Source organism: Vreelandella salicampi, from assembly GCF_013415105.1.
In the GTDB taxonomy this organism is placed as follows: domain Bacteria; phylum Pseudomonadota; class Gammaproteobacteria; order Pseudomonadales; family Halomonadaceae; genus Vreelandella; species Vreelandella salicampi.
The window spans coordinates 41,306-57,340 of the sequence record NZ_JACCDF010000006.1 but is presented as its reverse complement, the minus strand read 5'-3'; the positions used below and the strand labels follow the sequence as shown (position 1 = coordinate 57,340).

Genomic DNA, 16,035 nt, shown 5'->3' with positions numbered 1-16,035 from the left:
TCAAGCGGTGGGGTCAGCGCGGCGGCCAATGCCTCGATAGGTGAGGCCACAACTTGCTACGAAACTTGGGTCATAGATATTGCGACCATCCAGCACGAGCTTTGCGTTTAACAACTCGCTAAGCCGAGGCCAATCCGGGTTCCAATAGGTTTTCCATTCTGTTACTAACATTAGCGCATCCGCGCCTTCGCAAGCGAGATAGGGATCATCGCTGTCGCTGAACGTCGCTAAATCATCGCGTGATCCTACGGCATCTTCTAGCGCTGGCACGGCCGCCGGGTCATGAAGACGAACGCGCACCCCCTGCGCCCATAGTGCCTCAAGCAGCGTTAATACAGGGGCTTGATCGATGCGTGCGGTGCCCGGCTTAAAGGCCGCGCCCCAAATGGCCACGGTTTTGCCCGCCAGTTGACCGCCAAAATGAGACCATAACTTGCGGAAAAGCGTCTCTTTTTTCTGTTCGTTAATATCCATTACTTGCTCAAGCAGCGCCGAGGCCCGGCCACTTGAGAATTGCACATCCGCCAAGCGCATCAAATCACGCGAAAAATTAGGTCCGCCAAATCCACAGCCGGGGTACAAGTATTCAAAGCCGATGCGGCTATCGGCCCCCATTCCCTGTCGCACGTATTCGACATCAACCCCCAGCGTATCGGCAAGCCCGGCAATTTCATTCATATAGCTAATCCGCGTGGCTAGCATTCCGTTGATCGCCAACTTGGTCAGTTCAGCGGCGCGGCGCGGCATCACCTGAAACACTTCACTGCGACGGTTGAAAGCGCGCAGCAGCTCGCGCACCAAACGTTCGCTGGCGGCATCATCGCAGCCGAGTAGCCAATGCGAGGGGCGCGTAAAGGTTGCCCAAGCGCGCCCTTCCTCCAGCATATCCGGCAGCGAGACGCTGCGTTGAGCTGACTGCATAAGCCTCTGCAGACGTTCGGTTTCACCGACAGGAAACGTCGAATTATTCACCAGCAACAAATCAGGGTTTGTGTGTATGGCGGAATGAGAGACGAATGCTGCCGCATCGTCACGCTGAGCAGGTGATAGAGACACCCATGCAATATCGCAATGACAGAGGCTTTCCACTTCATGCACTAACGTCAGATTACCCTCCGCGAAGCTGTGCTGCAGCTGATCGAACAGGATTGGCTCACGCCGTAACCATCCAGCCTGCTCCAACGCTTCCCACGGTTGAGTCGAATGGGGAAACCAATGCACATGGTGACCTACCCAAGAAAGCGCTGCCGCTGCGGTAGCCGCGCTTAGCTCACTGCCATAAACAAAAACCCGCATGGCTACGCCTCCTGATAGCGGGCGAGCAGTGTCTTAAAATCGTCTCCGAGCGCCGGATGCCTGCAACCGTAGGCGAGTGTCGCCTCTAAATAACCCAGTGGCTGCCCGCAATCGTACGTCACCCCTTGCATACGATATGCCTCCACCCCTGATTGTTGGCGCAGTGTTTCAATGGCATCCGTCAACTGGATTTCATTGCCAGCGCCAGGCGGTGTTTCGGCGAGTAGAGAAAAGATCGACCCAGGCAGTGCATAGCGGCCAATCACGGCGAGGTTAGATGGAGCGGCTTCACGGGCAGGTTTTTCCACCACACCAGCGGTCGGCGCCGCGTGACCCGGCGCAGGTGTTTGTTCTTCCAAGGTGACAATGCCATAGCGCTCAACATGTGCCCAGTCGACCTCCTCTACCATCAGCTGGGCGGTATTGTGTTTATCAAACGCCTGCAGCATGCCGTGTAAATCATTGTACGCCGACGAATCCGCTTGATGTACCAGCACATCGGGTAACAACACGGCAAAAGGTTCGTTGTCGCCAATGACCGGGCGGGCGCATAGTACTGCATGCCCTAGCCCTAATGGCTCGCCTTGGCGCACGCTGATGATATTGACGTCGTCTGGGATAATATCGCGAATGCTCTCCAGTAGCGCATGCTTGCCTTTGGCTTCGAGGCTAGCTTCCAGCTCTGCGTGAGTATCAAAGTGGTTCTCAATGGCACTTTTGCTGCTGCTAGTGACCAAGACAATGTCGCGAATACCGGCCGCCACCGCCTCTTCTACCACGTATTGAATGACCGGGCGGTCGACAATAGTAATCATCTCTTTAGGAATGGCTTTTGACGCGGGCAAGCAGCGCGTGCCAAAGCCAGCAACAGGAAGTACAGCCTTGCGAATCATACAAAGGTCCTTTTTATGCGTTCCGACCTCGGAGTGGTTAGAATGGGCATCATACACTACACATTGGTAATCACTCACGGTGGTTACCGGTGGTTTTTTCTGCAGTTAACGTCTCGTTTTAAGACGCAGGGAGTCACGCACATGCAAGCGCCGTCTCAGGATAGCACTGCTCAAGGTTATCACGGCAATGTCGATGCGGCAGAAGTCGCCAAGTTTGAAGCCCTCGCCAGCCGCTGGTGGGATAAAGACAGCGAGTTCAAGCCGTTGCACGATATTAATCCGCTGCGACTTGACTTTATCGATGCCCGCGCGGGGCTTGCGGGCAAGCGCGTGCTGGATGTGGGCTGCGGCGGAGGCATTTTGAGCGAAGCCATGGCGCACCGCGGGGCGAATGTCACCGGCATTGACATGGGCGAAGCCCCTCTTGGCGTCGCGCGGTTGCATGCTGAAGAAAGCGGTGTCGACATCACCTATCGCCAAGTAGCCGTTGAAGCGTTCGCCGATGAGTATGCCAGCTCTTTTGACGTTGTCACCTGTATGGAAATGCTTGAGCACGTGCCCGATCCGGCTTCTGTGGTCGAAGCGTGCAGCCGCTTAGTTCGCCCTGGCGGTCATGTTTTCTTTTCAACGATCAACCGAACCCGTAAAGCCCACGCCTTTGCCATTGTTGGTGCTGAATATGTGCTTAAGCTTTTACCGCGGGGGACACACGACTATGCCAAGTTTATTCGCCCTTCGGAAATGGCGGCTTGGTGCCGCGCGTCTGGGCTAGCGGTGAGGGAGCAAACCGGGCTGACCTATAACCCGCTATTGCGTCAATACCGGCTAAATAGCTACGACGTCTCGGTCAATTACATGATGCACTGTCGCAAATCGGAGGCGTGATGTCTGATGTAATTAACGATGTCATGCTTGGCACTCTTCCCGCACGTGCCTTACTGTTTGATTTGGACGGCACATTAGTCGATACCGCGCCGGACTTAGCCAATGCAACCAACGCCCTGCGTGCCCAGCACGGATTGGCGCCTTTGCCCTTTGCCACTATTCGCAGGCAGGTCTCAAATGGCGGTAGCGCCTTGGTCACGTTGGCGCTGGGCTTTGACGTCGATCACCCGCATCACGGCGCTGCCAGAACGTTTTTACTTAACGCCTACGAGCAGGCTATAGCGACCCACAGCCGCGTTTTTTCGCCCCTCGATACATGGCTTAACCGCTGGCAGCGAAACAGCGGCTTATGGGGCATTGTGACCAACAAACCACGTCGCTACACCGAGCCGCTTTTGAAAGCGCTCGCTTTAGAGCCTGGGGCCCTTCTTTGTGCCGATGATTTAAGCGTCAAAAAACCGTCACCCGAACCGTTATGGGAAGCGGCGCGACGCCTAAACATCGCACCTCACGAGTGCTGGTATGTGGGAGATCACCTACGTGATATGCAGGCTGCCAAAGCGGCGGGAATGACCGCTGTGGCAGTAGGATATGGCTACATTAGCGAAGAGGACGATTACCGTCAGTGGCCGGCTGACGTCTGGTTTAGTGACTGCGCTGCGCTAGTGGCTGCTCTACCCTCGATGGAATCTTCACTGCGTCAGAGTGACTCCCCACGTTAGCGGGGTGGTTGGGCGTCCCATTTTTGACCGCTTACCCCGCAGCTATCAGGCCCCATTAGCCACAAATAGGTGGGCATAATCTCTTCTGGGGTGCGAAGCGTCGCGGGGTCTTCCCCGGGAAAAGCGCTGCGGCGCATTTGGGTGCGGGTAGCACCTGGATTGAGGGTGTTAATGCGCAGGTTTTGTTGGTTATCCACTTCATCGGCCAGCACTTCCATAAAACCTTCCGTCGCACATTTGGAAACCGCGTAGGCGCCCCAATAAGCGCGCCCTTTACGCCCTACGCTGGATGAAGTGAAAATAACCGAGGCATCCTCCGACTGCTGCAAAAGCGGTAGCAATGCTTGAGTCATCCAAATAGGGCCATTGATATTCACCTGCATCACTTGGTTCCAAAGCTCAGGGTTGTACTGCTCAAACGGGGTAATGCGGCCCAACATACCGGCGTTGTGAAGAATCCCATCTAAGTGGCCAAACTCGCTATCGAGCGTTTGCGCCATCTCGTGAAAATCTTTGAGCGTGGCACCTTCGAAATTGAGCGGAAAAATAGCCGGTTGCGGGCCTCCCGCCGCCTCAATCTCATCGTACACACGCTCAAGTTTCGCAATCGTACGGCCAAGCAAAATTACCGTTGCTCCATGTTGAGCATAGGTCAACGCTGCCGCTCGGCCGATGCCATCGCCTGCCCCGGTGACCAAAATAATGCGATCTTTAAGTAAATCAGGCGTGGGCTGATAGTCGATTTTGCAGCTCATAGCGTTGTTTGGATCCTTCGTTTTCATCAATTCGCGGATTGGCGTAAGAAGTCGCTAGCAAGTCCTGCTGCACTGCTTTGCGGATACTCTTCGGTTACGCGGGTAAGGAGTTCACGACTATCGTCTGTTTCGCCTTGGCGGGCTTTCAAGAGGCCAAGCTTATATAGCGCATCAGGAACCTTTCGGCTGTCGCTATGCTCATTAATCACACGGTCGAATGCTTCTTCCGCGTGGGCAAGCGCATCATTTGCCGCATAAAGCTCGCCCAGCCAGTAGTAACCGTTGGGCGTTAGCGATGAGTCAGGGTATTGGTCGACAAAGCTTTCAAAGGCAGTGACAGCCTCATCAAAGCGACGCGCTTGGACGTGAGAAAAGGCATTTTCATAGGCTTTTTGCACCTCTTCGCTGACCGAGTTGCTACCGCTTTGGGCAGCTGGGCCTACCTGGTCTACTTCTTCTGCGGCTTCGGGTTCCAAGCTTGATTCGGAGGCAGGTGGCGCGGTGTCTGCCTCTTCTTCAGCTGTTGCAGACGCGTCATCGCGTTCTAGACGTGCAAGGCGATCATCTAGGTCAATATAGCGTTGCTGGCTTTGGCGACTCACTTGTTCAAACTCGTGGCGTAACTCTTCAAGCTGACCGCGAAGCTGCTGAATTTCGCGTTGATGCTCTTGCACCTGGTTAAAAAGGACCAGGCTTCCACCACTTGTTGGCTGCGTTTGCGTTTGCTGATAGAAGCTATCAGAGGATGAGGAAAGGTCCTCCACTATTGGCTGTTGTGCCAAGGCAGTGAGAGGCACCGTCAACAATGAGGCCGTAAGCCCTAGAGTAAAACACTTCAGCAGCGAGAGGCGTGAGTAGTTGGCCGTCCTCGTATGCTTATCGCATGTCAGGCTGAAATTCATCATGTCTCCTGACGCCATCTGTTTAAACCCCGCTGCCACCAGCGGGGGTTGTGGCGTCCATAAAACGGTTATGTTGGCTCAGTAGCTAAATACCACACGACGGTTTCTTGCGTAAGCATCTTCACTCTGTCCACGTGCTTCTGGGCGCTCTTCTCCGTAGCTAACAACGCTCATTTGGCTATTGGAAACACCCTGGATATTGAGGAAACGCTGTACCGCATTGGCACGACGCTCGCCTAGCGCCAAGTTATATTCACGCGTTCCGCGCTCATCGGTGTGGCCCTGAAGCACGACCGTCGCCTCCGGATTGGCACGTAAGTAGCGAGCATGGGCCATAACGACCGACTCGTACTCACTTTTGATCGTATCGCGGTTAAAATCGAAGTAAATCGTACGCACATCAGGTATGCGCGAATCGGCTTGCTGACTGGTACGTGTGCCGCTTCCCGTTGTAGAGCCGTATTGGCCGCCACTTCCTGCACCGCGGCTTTCAGCCCCACTTCCTGTAGTGCTGCCCGTTTGAGAGCCCGTTGACTCTCCACCCCGGGTTCCACCTGTGCTCGAGCAACCAGCGATTACAACAATCGAGAAAGCAACGGCTAATGCACGCGCCATTGGTTTAATTTGCATCATTCTACTCCTAATTTAAAAACGGTGACCATGCGGGTTCGCGTATATCACCTTGTGCTGCAGGCAGCCTGAATGAAGAACGCCCATCGGCGGAAACAGCACTCAACACACCATTGCCGCCTTGTTGGGTTGCGAAGATTACCATGGTGCCGTTAGGGGCAACACTAGGTGATTCATCGCGGGTCGATTCGCTTAATACCACCAAGCGGTCATTGTCCAAATCTTGGCGAGCGACTTGATAACCTCGATCAGAGCGGTGAATCAAAAAGATGTCATCGCCATCAGGAGAGAAGCGCCCACGTGCGTTATAGTTGCCGGTGTAAGTTAGCCGTTGGGTCTCGCCGTTTCTCAACGTGTAACGGTAAATTTGTGGTCCACCGCTTCGGTCCGACGTAAATAGCAGACTACGTCCATCGGGTGCCCAGTCGGGCTCAGTGTCGATACTGCTGCTGTTGGTTAGGCGCTCAAGCGAGCGGTTAGCCACGTTCATGAGATAAATTTCCGGCTGGCCGTCTTTGGATAGCGACATGGCCAAGCGGCGACCATCAGGTGACCAAGCCGGAGCGCTATTGATGCCATCAAAGGAGGTTAGCTGAACCCTTTTCCCGGTAGACACTTCTTGTACATAGATAGCCGATTGCTCGGTTTCAAACGAAACGTACGCAAGCTTGCGGCCATCGGGCGACCACGAAGGGGAAAGAATGGGGTTATCGGAACTGAGCACTTCCTGGCTATTACGTCCATCCGCATCCGCCACGTAGAGGCCAAATTGCATATTGTCGCCGACACCCTGCGCGGTCACATAAGCGATCCGCGTCGAAAACGCCCCTCGAATGTCGGTAATCGCCTCAAAAATCTGGTCACTTAAGCGGTGGGCAGCACCGCGTAAGTTATTTTCCCCACTGCGGATACTTTCAGACAGCATCCGGCGCTGGCCGCTAATATCCATCAGCTCAGCGTTAATGCGGTAGCCTGATTCGCTGGTTTCTATGTTACCAACGACCAAATAGCGAACGTCCAGCGAGCGCCAAGTGCCAAATTGAACATCCTCGGCCTTGTTAGGGCGCTCAAACATGGCATCGCGCTCGAGTGGAGCAAAGTAGCCACTGCGCTCTAAGTTATTGTGAACGATTTGCGCTACATCTTCGGGCAATCCTTCACTTCCGGCAAAGGGAACAACGGCGATCGGTAGTGCACGATCACTACCACGAGTGATTTCAATAGTAAGGTTAGCGCTGGCGACATTACTAAAAAGTAAGAAACTACTTATGAGCAGTAGCAATGCCCCCATTCTCACATGACGTAAGGTTTGCATCAGCGAACATCCCCCGGAGTAAATCGCAAATTAAATTGGCGTAAGTTACGTTGCTGTTCTGATGATAGCTCACGCAACTCGGTAAAGGGTGCTGCATGCTCGACCGCCTGGATGGCCGAGCGGTCGAAGGCGCTATCGCCGCTTGATGTTGCGACCGAGGTGGCAAGCACTTCACCGGATGGCCCTAATCGAACTTGAACAGTCGCACTCATTGTATCACTTGCCCCTCCCGGGATAAGCCACGCCTGCTCTACCGCGCGACGTACGATGGAGATAAAACTATTGGCTGCTTGCTCTGCCTGTCGTGCATTAGCCGCAGCTTCTGCTTGCCCTTCTAGCCGTCGTTGCCGTTCGGTTTCAGCGGCTTCTTGCGCTTGGCGAGCTTGTTCCTCTTCGCGACGACGCTGTTCTTCGGCCTCTTGTGCTTGGCGAGCCTGTTCTTCCTCGCGGCGACGCTGTTCTTCGGTCTCTTGCGCTTGGCGAGCCTGTTCTTCTTTGCGCCGACGCTGCGCCTCGGCTTCTTGCTCTTGACGCGCCAACTCTTCACGACGGCGTTGTTCTTCAGCTTGTTGCTCGGCACGTTCGGCTTCTCGCGCGGCAGCCTCTAACGCTTGGCGCTCTGCTTCCTCGGCGCGCCTTTGTGCTTGCGCTTCAGCCTCGGCACGCGCTTGTTCAAGCGCTTGGGTGTCTCGATCCGCAGCGAGTTCTTCGGCCTGATCGATAACCGCCTCTTCTAGCGGCCGTGATGGCGGTGCCGGTGCTTCTTGCGGTGGCGGTTCCGGCGGCGATTGCGATGACGCGCTCATCGCGGCTTGATCATCATTTACTTGCTGCGCCTGGTTGGTATACGTTTCAGTACTCACCAAGGTAGCGTGCACGATAGAAGACGATTCGGGTTCCGCGTCTTTGCCTTCAAGGTTAATCACGCTAAACATGACGACGACAGCATGCACCAGTACAGCGAGAATGGCCGGCCAAACGTAACCGACCTCTTGTTTATCCCGTAAAAAAAAAGCCACAAGGCGTCCCCTGCGTTTACTCATCTTGCGGCGGCTCGGAAATGAGGCCTAAGTTGGCCACACCCGCGCGCTGCAGCGTGCTCATCAACGTGACGACTTGGCCGTAGGCAATCTGGCGGTCGCCTCGCACCATCACCGGCGTGTCAGGGCGGCGATCAAGAATCACCGTGACGCGCTCAGCGAGGTCATCCAGCGCCACGGCTGTCGTGTCGTCGCCCAGGCTGATGTGATAGTTACCCTCGCGGTCGACGGATACCAGTATAGGGTCACTATCTTCCGGGTTTTCGATCGGTTCAGACGTTACCTGCGGCAAATCCACCTGAACCCCTTGAGTGAGCATGGGCGCGGTAATCATAAAAATCACCAGCAACACCAACATCACGTCGATAAAAGGCACTACATTAATTTCCGCCATAGGCCGGCTTTGCCCACCGCGATGAAAAGGCCCTTGCATACAGTGACTCCCTTAGCTTGACGTGGTGTCACGCCCTTGCAGATTACGGTGCAAAATGGCGTAAAACTCTTCGGCAAAGTCTTCATATTTACCCAGTAATCGACCGGCACTGTTAGAAAGACGGTTATAGAAAATAACGGCAGGAATCGCAGCAAAAAGCCCCATTGCTGTGGCAATCAGCGCTTCAGCGATCCAGGGGGCAACCGTCGCCAAAGTGGCTTGTTGCGCCATGGAGATCGATTGAAATGACCCCATAATTCCCCATACCGTGCCAAATAGGCCAATGTAAGGGCTGGCGGATGCAACCGTGGCAAGAAACACTAAATGTTGGTTAAGGCGGTCTTCTTCGCGTGACCAAGCGACACGCATACTGCGTTGAACCCCTTCAAGGACCGTATCCGACTGACGCGTTTTGGCCGCTAAACGGTGGAACTCACGAAATCCGGACTGAAAAACACGCTCTGCTCCTTGGCGCGCGTCATCGGCAGGAATATCACGGTAGAGATCATTTAGGTCAACGCCTGACCAAAACGTCTCTTCAAATTGGTCATAGGCTTTTTTCGCGCGATGCAGGGCAAAGCTACGCTGAAAAATGACCACCCATGACAGCAGAGATCCCAGCACAAGTAGCAGCATCACTAGCTGGACAACCGTACTGGCACTCATAATCAGATGGGGAATCGACATGCTGTTTTCGTTCACGAGTGTCCTCTTTATCTGGGGTTAGTTAAATAATGTCATAATGGAAGGCGGCCAAGCTTTGGGTCTTAAGCGCTTGGCATCCAAACACGCTATCTCGACTGTGGCATTGCACAACAGTTCCCCATGGCGGGTCGCCTGTTGCTCAAAGAGCATCCGGCAACGCCCTATCTCGGTCACCTCGGCGGTAACGTTAAGCGTATCATCAAGCCTAGCCGGTTTGGCATAGTGGCACGCCAAGCGATATACCACTAGCTGCGTCCCTTCATTGAGTAGTACTTGTTGATTGAAGCCTTGCTGTCTTAACCACTCACTACGGGCGCGCTCCATAAACTTCAGGTAGTTAACGTAGTAGACAATTCCCCCCGCGTCTGTGTCTTCCATATAAACGCGGATGGGCATCGTAACAACATGACTCATGGCCTGATTTCCCCTGCGCTGCCGGGCGCATACTCGTGCGGCACACGGCTAAAGTGTGCCCACGCCTGCCGGGTTACCACGCGCCCACGCGGGGTACGCATCATTAAGCCCTGCTGAATCAAATACGGCTCAATCACATCTTCGATGGTATCGCGCTCTTCGCCAATCGCCGCCGAGAGAGAGTCAACGCCGACCGGGCCGCCGTCAAACTTATCCATCATGGCCAGTAACAGCCGACGGTCCATATGATCGAGACCATGATGGTCGACGTTGAGCATATTCAACGCCGCATCGGCTATATCGATATCGACATAGCCGCTGCCTTTGATGTCAGCGTAATCACGCACGCGCCGGAGCAAGCGGTTGGCAATTCGCGGCGTACCGCGCGAGCGTTTGGCGATTTCAGCGGCACCGTCAGTACTGGTATTGACGTTTAATAGACTCGCCGAGCGAGTAACAATCGCGCTAAGCTCCTCAATATTATAAAACTCCAAGCGCTGCACAATACCAAAACGGTCACGTAGCGGGGAGGTCAACAGCCCGGCACGGGTCGTGGCGCCGACCAGTGTAAAGCGCGGCAAGTCTAATTTAATTGAACGCGCCGCCGGGCCTTCGCCAATCATAATATCGAGCTGAAAGTCCTCCATCGCTGGGTAGAGCACTTCTTCTACCACAGGTGACAGCCGGTGGATTTCGTCAATGAATAGCACATCGCCGGGCTCTAAATTGGTCAGCATCGCGGCAAGGTCGCCAGCACGCTCAAGGACGGGCCCTGAGGTGGATTTTAAGCCGACGCCCATCTCGGTGGCGATAATATTGGCCAGCGTTGTTTTCCCGAGCCCCGGTGGGCCAAATACCAGCGTGTGATCGAGGCTCTCTTCGCGCAGCCGGGCAGCACCGATGAAAATATCCATCTGCTCGCGCATGCGTGGCTGGCCGATATAGTCGCAAAGACGCTTGGGACGAATCGCATGATCCATCCTGACTTCACCCTGCTCCGGCGCGGCGGCAATCAAGCGATCTTGTTCGATCATGGGGCTCCTTAGAGTATATAGCCGGGCTAGCTGCTTAAGCGTTGCGTCAGCGCGGCTTTTATAAGCGCTTCAGCAGGCTGCTTGGGATCAAGACCTGAAAGCATTTTGGCTGATTCAGCAGGCTTGTAGCCCAAGCTAATCAACGCCGCTTCAGCATCTGCCACGCTGTCACGCTGGCCTTGCGCTGTCGCCGCCTCTAGCGGTAGCGTTGCGTCTGAGGCGTTTTCCCACTCTGGGAAGCGGTCGCGCATCTCGATGATCAGCCGCTCAGCCGTCTTTTTGCCCACACCCGGAAGGCGAGTCAACGCTTTGCTATCATCATCGCGTACGCAGCGCATAAAGGCATCTTCATCCATGCCTGAGAGAATCGCGAGCGCTAATTTGGGGCCAACCCCGTTGACCTTGATCAACGCGCGAAACAACGCGCGCTCGTGCTCGCGGGTAAATCCATAAAGAAGATGCGCGTCATCACGTATCGTCAAATGGGTATACAGTGAAATGGTTTCACCCGCGGCAGGCAATGCCACCAGCGTATTCATTGACGTTTCTAGCTCATATCCCACACCATGCACGTCGATGACAATCAAGGGTGGATGTTTTTCCAACAACTGACCGGTAAGGCGTCCAATCATAGATGACCTTTCATGATAACGGGCTCTTTATGGTAAATAGGCAAACGCCTACGCAAAGTGTGTTTACTATAAAGGCACTCTGTACAAGTGACTAGGTATGAGCATCCCATTTTACCCCATACCGAGATGCACTAGAGACGCCAACGGCCGGTTTTACGTCGTGGACGTTGGGACGCCGCATCAACGGCAAGACCACTGCGGACATACCCGTCTGTCAGTGCAATCGCGAGGGCATCGGCAGCATCGGCCTGGGGCGTAGCTGAAAGACGCAAAATCGCGGTGACCATGTGCTGCACCTGCGTTTTATCCGCGCCTCCCTGCCCTGTCACTGCCTGTTTAATTTGGCGTGGCGAATATTCGTTAACCGCAAACCCTAGATTCGCCATACAGACAAGCGCAGCACCGCGTGCTTGACCGAGCTTCAGCGCCGAGTCCGGGTTTTTGGCCATAAACACACGTTCTATCGCCACGTACGTCGGGCGGTGTAGCCCCACCACTTCACCGAGACCGGCATAAATTTGCGCGAGTCGTTGCTCAAGCGCTACATCGGTAGTGCGAATACAGCCACTGGCAACATAGCTGGGTTTGCCTTGATGAATATCAATGACACCAAAACCGGTAATGCGTGAACCAGGATCAATGCCAAGGATACGCGTCGTTATATCGAGCGGCGGCTCAGGCATCGGCTATATCCTAAGAATAGACGCTTAAAAAAACACCGGCGCCCTAAGGCGCCGGTGCCGTGTTGACCTACAGTAGCAATGGCGACTACCTCAGAGGGGGTTACTCCCCTGCGGTTTCCGCTTTGGCTTTTTGGCGCAGACGGATATTGAGATCTTTTAGCTGCTCGGCGCTAACTTCACCAGGCGCATCGGTCATTAAACAAGCGGCGCTCTGCGTTTTCGGGAAGGCAATTACTTCACGAATGGTGTTCGCACCAACCATCAGCATCACCAAGCGATCCAGACCGAAGGCCAAACCACCATGGGGCGGCGCGCCGTATTGCAGTGCGTCGAGCAAGAAGCCAAATTTCTCGCGCGCTTCCTCTTCGCCAATACCCAGAATTTCAAATACGGTGCTCTGCATGGCCTGGTCGTGAATACGGATAGAACCACCACCCAGCTCAGTGCCATTCAACACCATATCGTAGGCGCGAGAGAGCGCCCCAGCCGGGTTCGCCTGGAGCTCTTCAGGAGTGCACGCCGGCGCGGTGAACGGGTGGTGTAGCGGGCTTAAGCGGCCGTTGTCGTCGGCTTCAAACATCGGGAAGTCGATGACCCACAGCGGCGACCAAGCTTGAGTATAAAGATTTAAGTCTGCACCCAACTTAACGCGTAGCGCGCCGATGGCTTCATTGACGATGCGGGCTTTATCGGCCCCAAAGAAAATAATGTCGCCATCTTTGGCATCAACGCGGTCGAGAAGCTCTTCAACTACGTTTTCCATAAATTTAACGATGGGTGACTGCAGACCCTCGAGCCCCTTGGCGCGCTCGTTGACCTTGATCCATGCCAAGCCCTTCGCGCCGTAAATGCCCACAAACTTGGTGTACTCATCAATCTCTTTACGCGAAAGCGTCGCGCCACCCGGCACTTTCAGCGCGGCTACACGGCCATCTTCCGCGCTAGCGGGGCCTGAAAACACCTTGAAGTCGACTTGTTGCATTAAATCGTCAACGTCGGTCAATTCCAGCGGAATGCGTAGGTCAGGTTTATCAGAGCCGTAACGTTGCATGGCGTCGTGCCATGTCATCTGCGGGAATATCGGCAGCTCAACGTCGAGCACGTCTTTAAACAGCTGGCGAATCATCAACTCGGTGATCGCCATGATGTCGTTCTCTTCAACGAACGACGCTTCGATGTCGATCTGCGTGAACTCCGGCTGGCGGTCAGCGCGCAGGTCTTCGTCGCGAAAGCACTTGGCAATCTGGTAGTAGCGGTCGAAACCCGCCACCATTAAGAGCTGCTTAAAAAGCTGCGGCGACTGCGGTAGCGCAAAGAAGTTGCCTGCGTGAGTACGGCTCGGTACAAGGTAGTCACGCGCCCCTTCAGGCGTTGCCCGGGTGAGGACTGGCGTCTCAATGTCTAAGAAGCCTTGGTTCTCCAAAAAGGCACGCACGTTGTGCGAAATGCGCGAACGCACGCGTAGCTTCTCGATCATGTCCGGGCGGCGCAAGTCGATGTAGCGATGCTTCAAACGTACTTCTTCGCCGACTTTGCCATGCTCATCGAGCTGGAACGGCGGTGTCGCGGCAGTGTTCAGTACTTCTACGTCTTTGGCCAAGACTTCGATCATGCCGGTTGGCATGTTGGGGTTTTGTGTCCCTTCCGGGCGCAGACGAACGCGGCCTGTAATGCGAAGCACATACTCACCACGGGCGCGATCAGCATTGGCGAACGCCTCGGCAGTGTCTGGGTCAACCACGAACTGTGCAATGCCGTCGCGATCGCGCATATCGAGGAAGATAACGCCGCCGTGATCCCGGCGACGGTGTACCCATCCGCAAACGGTAACCGTTTGATCCACCAACGTTTCGTTTAGCTGGCCGCAATAATGGCTGCGCATGTCAAATCCTGTTCTGTGTTGTGGCAAAGTAGGGGTAACGTAACGGTAAACCGTGAAATATACGGCTAGCGAGAACTATCCGACATCAAGCGGCAGCGCCGTCGGCTTTTTTGGTGCTGCTTTGCGTTGTTTCACTCTTTGAAGGCGAGGTGCCCTCTTTAGCACTATCCGCTGCCAAGTTCTTTTTGCTACCCGTCTTGAAATCGGTTTCATACCAACCGCCGCCAGCAAGGCGAAAACCCGCCGCTGAAATAAGACGCGAAAGTGTATCACGTTCGCAAACGGGACAATCCGTTAGCGGGTCAGCGCTGATTTTCTGCAGTTTTTCTAGACGATGGCCGCAGGCCTTGCACTCATATTCGTAGATGGGCATGTTATTGACTCCTGAAAAGCGTGGCCCAGACAGGATGTTGGCAAGCGCATTCGCTGCCGGGCTGCTATATGCGGCCAAATCGGGGAAATTCCAAGACGGCGGTTGGTAAAGCGGGCGTATTATACCCTTTTGTAGCCCCTAGCGAGCAAGTCGCTACCGCATAAATACTGTCACTTGATAACACATCACTTAATAACACTGCAGGAGAGAAGGAAATGCCAAACGCCGTGATGTTAGATGCAGAGAGCCTAGGACCAAACATTGACCTCACAACGATTCATGAACAGGTGGATCATTTAACCGTATACGGTCAGAGCAGCACAACCGAGGCGCGCGAACGCTTGGCAGACGCTGAGATTGCGATTGTCAATAAAGTGGTGCTCGATGCTAAGACGCTATCCGCGCTGCCCAAGCTAAGCCTTATCTGTGTGCTAGCAACAGGGCTTAACAACATCGATTTGGAGGCGGCCCAAGCGCAGGGTATTACGGTAAAAAACGTTTCTGCTTACGGCACTGCCAGCGTATCGCAGCACACCTTGATGCTGATGCTGGCACTCGCTAATCGCTTACCCCTTTACCAGCGCGCACTCGCCGCTGGTAAATGGCAACAGAGCGATTTTTTCTGCCTTCAGGATTATCCGACCCTTCAGCTTGCGGGCAAAAACTTAGTGATGGTCGGCCAGGGTGAGCTTGGCAGCGAAGTCGCACGCCTAGCGGAAGCTTTCGGAATGAAAGTCACCTTTGCGGCGCGGCCGGGTAACGAAGATAACGATAAGCGCCCTTCTTTGGATGACCTGCTGTCAAGCGCCGATATTGTAAGCCTCCACTGCCCGCTCAACGAGGCAACACGCCACCTGATCAATCAGGAGCGCTTAAATCGTGCTAAATCCTCGTTGCTGTTAATAAACTGCGCGCGCGGCGGCATTATCGATGAAGAGGCTGCGCTAACAGCACTCAGGAATGACAAACTGGGTGGGTTGGGCGTGGATGTTTTGCCTAGCGAGCCACCCCGCGACGGGCACGCGCTGCTGGAAGCACTAGGTGAAGGTGAGGCACTGAACCTTATCGTTACGCCTCACAACGCCTGGATTACCCCGGAAGCGCGGCAAAATATTGTCAAGCTAACGGCTGACAACATTCGCGCTTGGCATTCAGCGTAATGCTTTAATAGGTAGAAAACGTATCCGGCGCATGGGCTTGTTCCAATACCTCAAACTCCACGTGGGTCACATGCGCCTTTTCTGGCCCTTGCCATAACCACTCTGAGAGCGTTTTCACAGCCTCTTGTGAACCACACATCAACACTTCAACGCGCCCATCAGGGAGGTTTTTGGCATACCCAGTAATTCCCAATTTAAGCGCCTGCTCTTGGGTTGATCCGCGATACCAAACGCCTTGAACCTTGCCTGTTACCCACGCTTTGGTGCAGCACATCGACATA

The 16,035-nt window shown here is 54.6% G+C and carries 19 protein-coding genes; 3 read left to right on the top strand and 16 right to left on the bottom strand.

What is annotated here, in order from left to right; translation table 11 throughout:
• Complete coding sequence (locus HZS81_RS08380) at positions 1–1,296, bottom strand: nucleotide sugar dehydrogenase (RefSeq protein ID WP_179930103.1); 1,296 nt, start codon at positions 1,294–1,296, stop codon at positions 1–3.
• Between the two features lie 2 nt (positions 1,297–1,298).
• Positions 1,299–2,189: a UTP--glucose-1-phosphate uridylyltransferase GalU gene (galU, locus tag HZS81_RS08375; protein ID WP_179930102.1), complete on the bottom strand. Its 891-nt coding sequence runs from the start codon at positions 2,187–2,189 to the stop codon at positions 1,299–1,301.
• Between the two features lie 141 nt (positions 2,190–2,330).
• Between galU and ubiG the strand changes: the two genes are divergently transcribed.
• Positions 2,331–3,074, top strand: coding sequence for a bifunctional 2-polyprenyl-6-hydroxyphenol methylase/3-demethylubiquinol 3-O-methyltransferase UbiG (gene ubiG, locus HZS81_RS08370; protein ID WP_179930101.1), 744 nt, complete (start codon positions 2,331–2,333; stop codon positions 3,072–3,074).
• Positions 3,074–3,796, top strand: a complete 723-nt coding sequence (locus HZS81_RS08365) for an HAD-IA family hydrolase (protein WP_241697426.1) — start codon at positions 3,074–3,076, stop codon at positions 3,794–3,796. The genes ubiG and HZS81_RS08365 overlap by 1 nt, the downstream gene beginning before the upstream one ends.
• Here HZS81_RS08365 and HZS81_RS08360 read toward each other — a convergent pair.
• From HZS81_RS08360 to HZS81_RS08300, 13 genes are all read right to left on the bottom strand, one after another.
• Entirely contained in the window at positions 3,793–4,551 is a 759-nt protein-coding gene (locus tag HZS81_RS08360; protein WP_179930100.1) for a YciK family oxidoreductase, read from the bottom strand. The two genes, HZS81_RS08365 and HZS81_RS08360, sit on opposite strands and share 4 nt — an antisense overlap.
• A gap of 26 nt (positions 4,552–4,577) precedes the next feature.
• Positions 4,578–5,333: a tol-pal system protein YbgF gene (ybgF, locus tag HZS81_RS08355; protein WP_338401832.1), complete on the bottom strand. Its 756-nt coding sequence runs from the start codon at positions 5,331–5,333 to the stop codon at positions 4,578–4,580.
• 198 nt (positions 5,334–5,531) lie between these two features.
• Entirely contained in the window at positions 5,532–6,083 is a 552-nt protein-coding gene (pal, locus tag HZS81_RS08350; protein WP_179930224.1) for a peptidoglycan-associated lipoprotein Pal, read from the bottom strand.
• 10 nt (positions 6,084–6,093) lie between these two features.
• A complete protein-coding gene (tolB, locus tag HZS81_RS08345; protein ID WP_179930099.1) occupies positions 6,094–7,398 on the bottom strand; it encodes a Tol-Pal system beta propeller repeat protein TolB in 1,305 nt (434 codons plus the stop codon).
• Entirely contained in the window at positions 7,398–8,417 is a 1,020-nt protein-coding gene (tolA, locus tag HZS81_RS08340; protein WP_338401831.1) for a cell envelope integrity protein TolA, read from the bottom strand. The genes tolB and tolA overlap by 1 nt, the downstream gene beginning before the upstream one ends.
• Before the next feature lie 16 nt (positions 8,418–8,433).
• On the bottom strand, positions 8,434–8,871 hold the full coding sequence (tolR, locus tag HZS81_RS08335) for a protein TolR (protein WP_179930097.1): 438 nt from the start codon (positions 8,869–8,871) through the stop codon (positions 8,434–8,436).
• A gap of 12 nt (positions 8,872–8,883) precedes the next feature.
• Positions 8,884–9,573, bottom strand: coding sequence for a protein TolQ (gene tolQ / locus HZS81_RS08330; RefSeq protein ID WP_338401830.1), 690 nt, complete (start codon positions 9,571–9,573; stop codon positions 8,884–8,886).
• Between the two features lie 21 nt (positions 9,574–9,594).
• The gene (gene ybgC, locus HZS81_RS08325) at positions 9,595–9,990 is read right to left on the bottom strand and encodes a tol-pal system-associated acyl-CoA thioesterase (RefSeq protein WP_277814983.1); all 396 of its coding nucleotides are present in this window, start codon (positions 9,988–9,990) and stop codon (positions 9,595–9,597) included.
• Positions 9,987–11,024 (bottom strand): Holliday junction branch migration DNA helicase RuvB, encoded by a 1,038-nt coding sequence (gene ruvB / locus HZS81_RS08320; protein WP_179930096.1) that lies wholly within the window; start codon positions 11,022–11,024, stop codon positions 9,987–9,989. The genes ybgC and ruvB overlap by 4 nt, the downstream gene beginning before the upstream one ends.
• Before the next feature lie 26 nt (positions 11,025–11,050).
• Positions 11,051–11,656 (bottom strand): Holliday junction branch migration protein RuvA, encoded by a 606-nt coding sequence (gene ruvA / locus HZS81_RS08315; protein ID WP_179930095.1) that lies wholly within the window; start codon positions 11,654–11,656, stop codon positions 11,051–11,053.
• A 131-nt stretch (positions 11,657–11,787) separates the two neighbouring features.
• Entirely contained in the window at positions 11,788–12,339 is a 552-nt protein-coding gene (ruvC, locus tag HZS81_RS08310) for a crossover junction endodeoxyribonuclease RuvC (RefSeq protein WP_179930094.1), read from the bottom strand.
• 100 nt (positions 12,340–12,439) lie between these two features.
• Positions 12,440–14,221 carry an aspartate--tRNA ligase gene (gene aspS / locus HZS81_RS08305; RefSeq protein WP_179930093.1) on the bottom strand — a complete coding sequence of 594 codons (1,782 nt, stop codon included), beginning with the start codon at positions 14,219–14,221 and terminating at the stop codon, positions 12,440–12,442.
• An 85-nt stretch (positions 14,222–14,306) separates the two neighbouring features.
• Complete coding sequence (locus HZS81_RS08300) at positions 14,307–14,594, bottom strand: FmdB family zinc ribbon protein (protein ID WP_179930092.1); 288 nt, start codon at positions 14,592–14,594, stop codon at positions 14,307–14,309.
• 215 nt (positions 14,595–14,809) lie between these two features.
• On the opposite strand from HZS81_RS08300, the gene HZS81_RS08295 reads away from it, so the two are divergent.
• Positions 14,810–15,754: a D-2-hydroxyacid dehydrogenase gene (locus HZS81_RS08295; protein WP_179930091.1), complete on the top strand. Its 945-nt coding sequence runs from the start codon at positions 14,810–14,812 to the stop codon at positions 15,752–15,754.
• A gap of 4 nt (positions 15,755–15,758) precedes the next feature.
• On the opposite strand, the gene yccX is transcribed toward HZS81_RS08295, so the two are convergent.
• On the bottom strand, positions 15,759–16,034 hold the full coding sequence (gene yccX / locus HZS81_RS08290; protein WP_179930090.1) for an acylphosphatase: 276 nt from the start codon (positions 16,032–16,034) through the stop codon (positions 15,759–15,761).
• Between the last annotated feature and the right edge of the window lies 1 nt (position 16,035).

Coding starts and splice junctions, on each gene's coding strand:
- HZS81_RS08380 (WP_179930103.1), bottom strand. CDS start 1,296: ATGCGGGTTTTTGTTTATGGCAGTGAGCTAAGCGCGGCTACCGCAGCG.
- galU (WP_179930102.1), bottom strand. CDS start 2,189: ATGATTCGCAAGGCTGTACTTCCTGTTGCTGGCTTTGGCACGCGCTGC.
- ubiG (WP_179930101.1), top strand. CDS start 2,331: ATGCAAGCGCCGTCTCAGGATAGCACTGCTCAAGGTTATCACGGCAAT.
- HZS81_RS08365 (WP_241697426.1), top strand. CDS start 3,074: ATGTCTGATGTAATTAACGATGTCATGCTTGGCACTCTTCCCGCACGT.
- HZS81_RS08360 (WP_179930100.1), bottom strand. CDS start 4,551: ATGAGCTGCAAAATCGACTATCAGCCCACGCCTGATTTACTTAAAGAT.
- pal (WP_179930224.1), bottom strand. CDS start 6,083: ATGCAAATTAAACCAATGGCGCGTGCATTAGCCGTTGCTTTCTCGATT.
- tolB (WP_179930099.1), bottom strand. CDS start 7,398: ATGCAAACCTTACGTCATGTGAGAATGGGGGCATTGCTACTGCTCATA.
- tolR (WP_179930097.1), bottom strand. CDS start 8,871: ATGCAAGGGCCTTTTCATCGCGGTGGGCAAAGCCGGCCTATGGCGGAA.
- ybgC (WP_277814983.1), bottom strand. CDS start 9,990: ATGAGTCATGTTGTTACGATGCCCATCCGCGTTTATATGGAAGACACA.
- ruvB (WP_179930096.1), bottom strand. CDS start 11,024: ATGATCGAACAAGATCGCTTGATTGCCGCCGCGCCGGAGCAGGGTGAA.
- ruvA (WP_179930095.1), bottom strand. CDS start 11,656: ATGATTGGACGCCTTACCGGTCAGTTGTTGGAAAAACATCCACCCTTG.
- ruvC (WP_179930094.1), bottom strand. CDS start 12,339: ATGCCTGAGCCGCCGCTCGATATAACGACGCGTATCCTTGGCATTGAT.
- aspS (WP_179930093.1), bottom strand. CDS start 14,221: ATGCGCAGCCATTATTGCGGCCAGCTAAACGAAACGTTGGTGGATCAA.
- HZS81_RS08300 (WP_179930092.1), bottom strand. CDS start 14,594: ATGCCCATCTACGAATATGAGTGCAAGGCCTGCGGCCATCGTCTAGAA.
- HZS81_RS08295 (WP_179930091.1), top strand. CDS start 14,810: ATGCCAAACGCCGTGATGTTAGATGCAGAGAGCCTAGGACCAAACATT.
- yccX (WP_179930090.1), bottom strand. CDS start 16,034: ATGTCGATGTGCTGCACCAAAGCGTGGGTAACAGGCAAGGTTCAAGGC.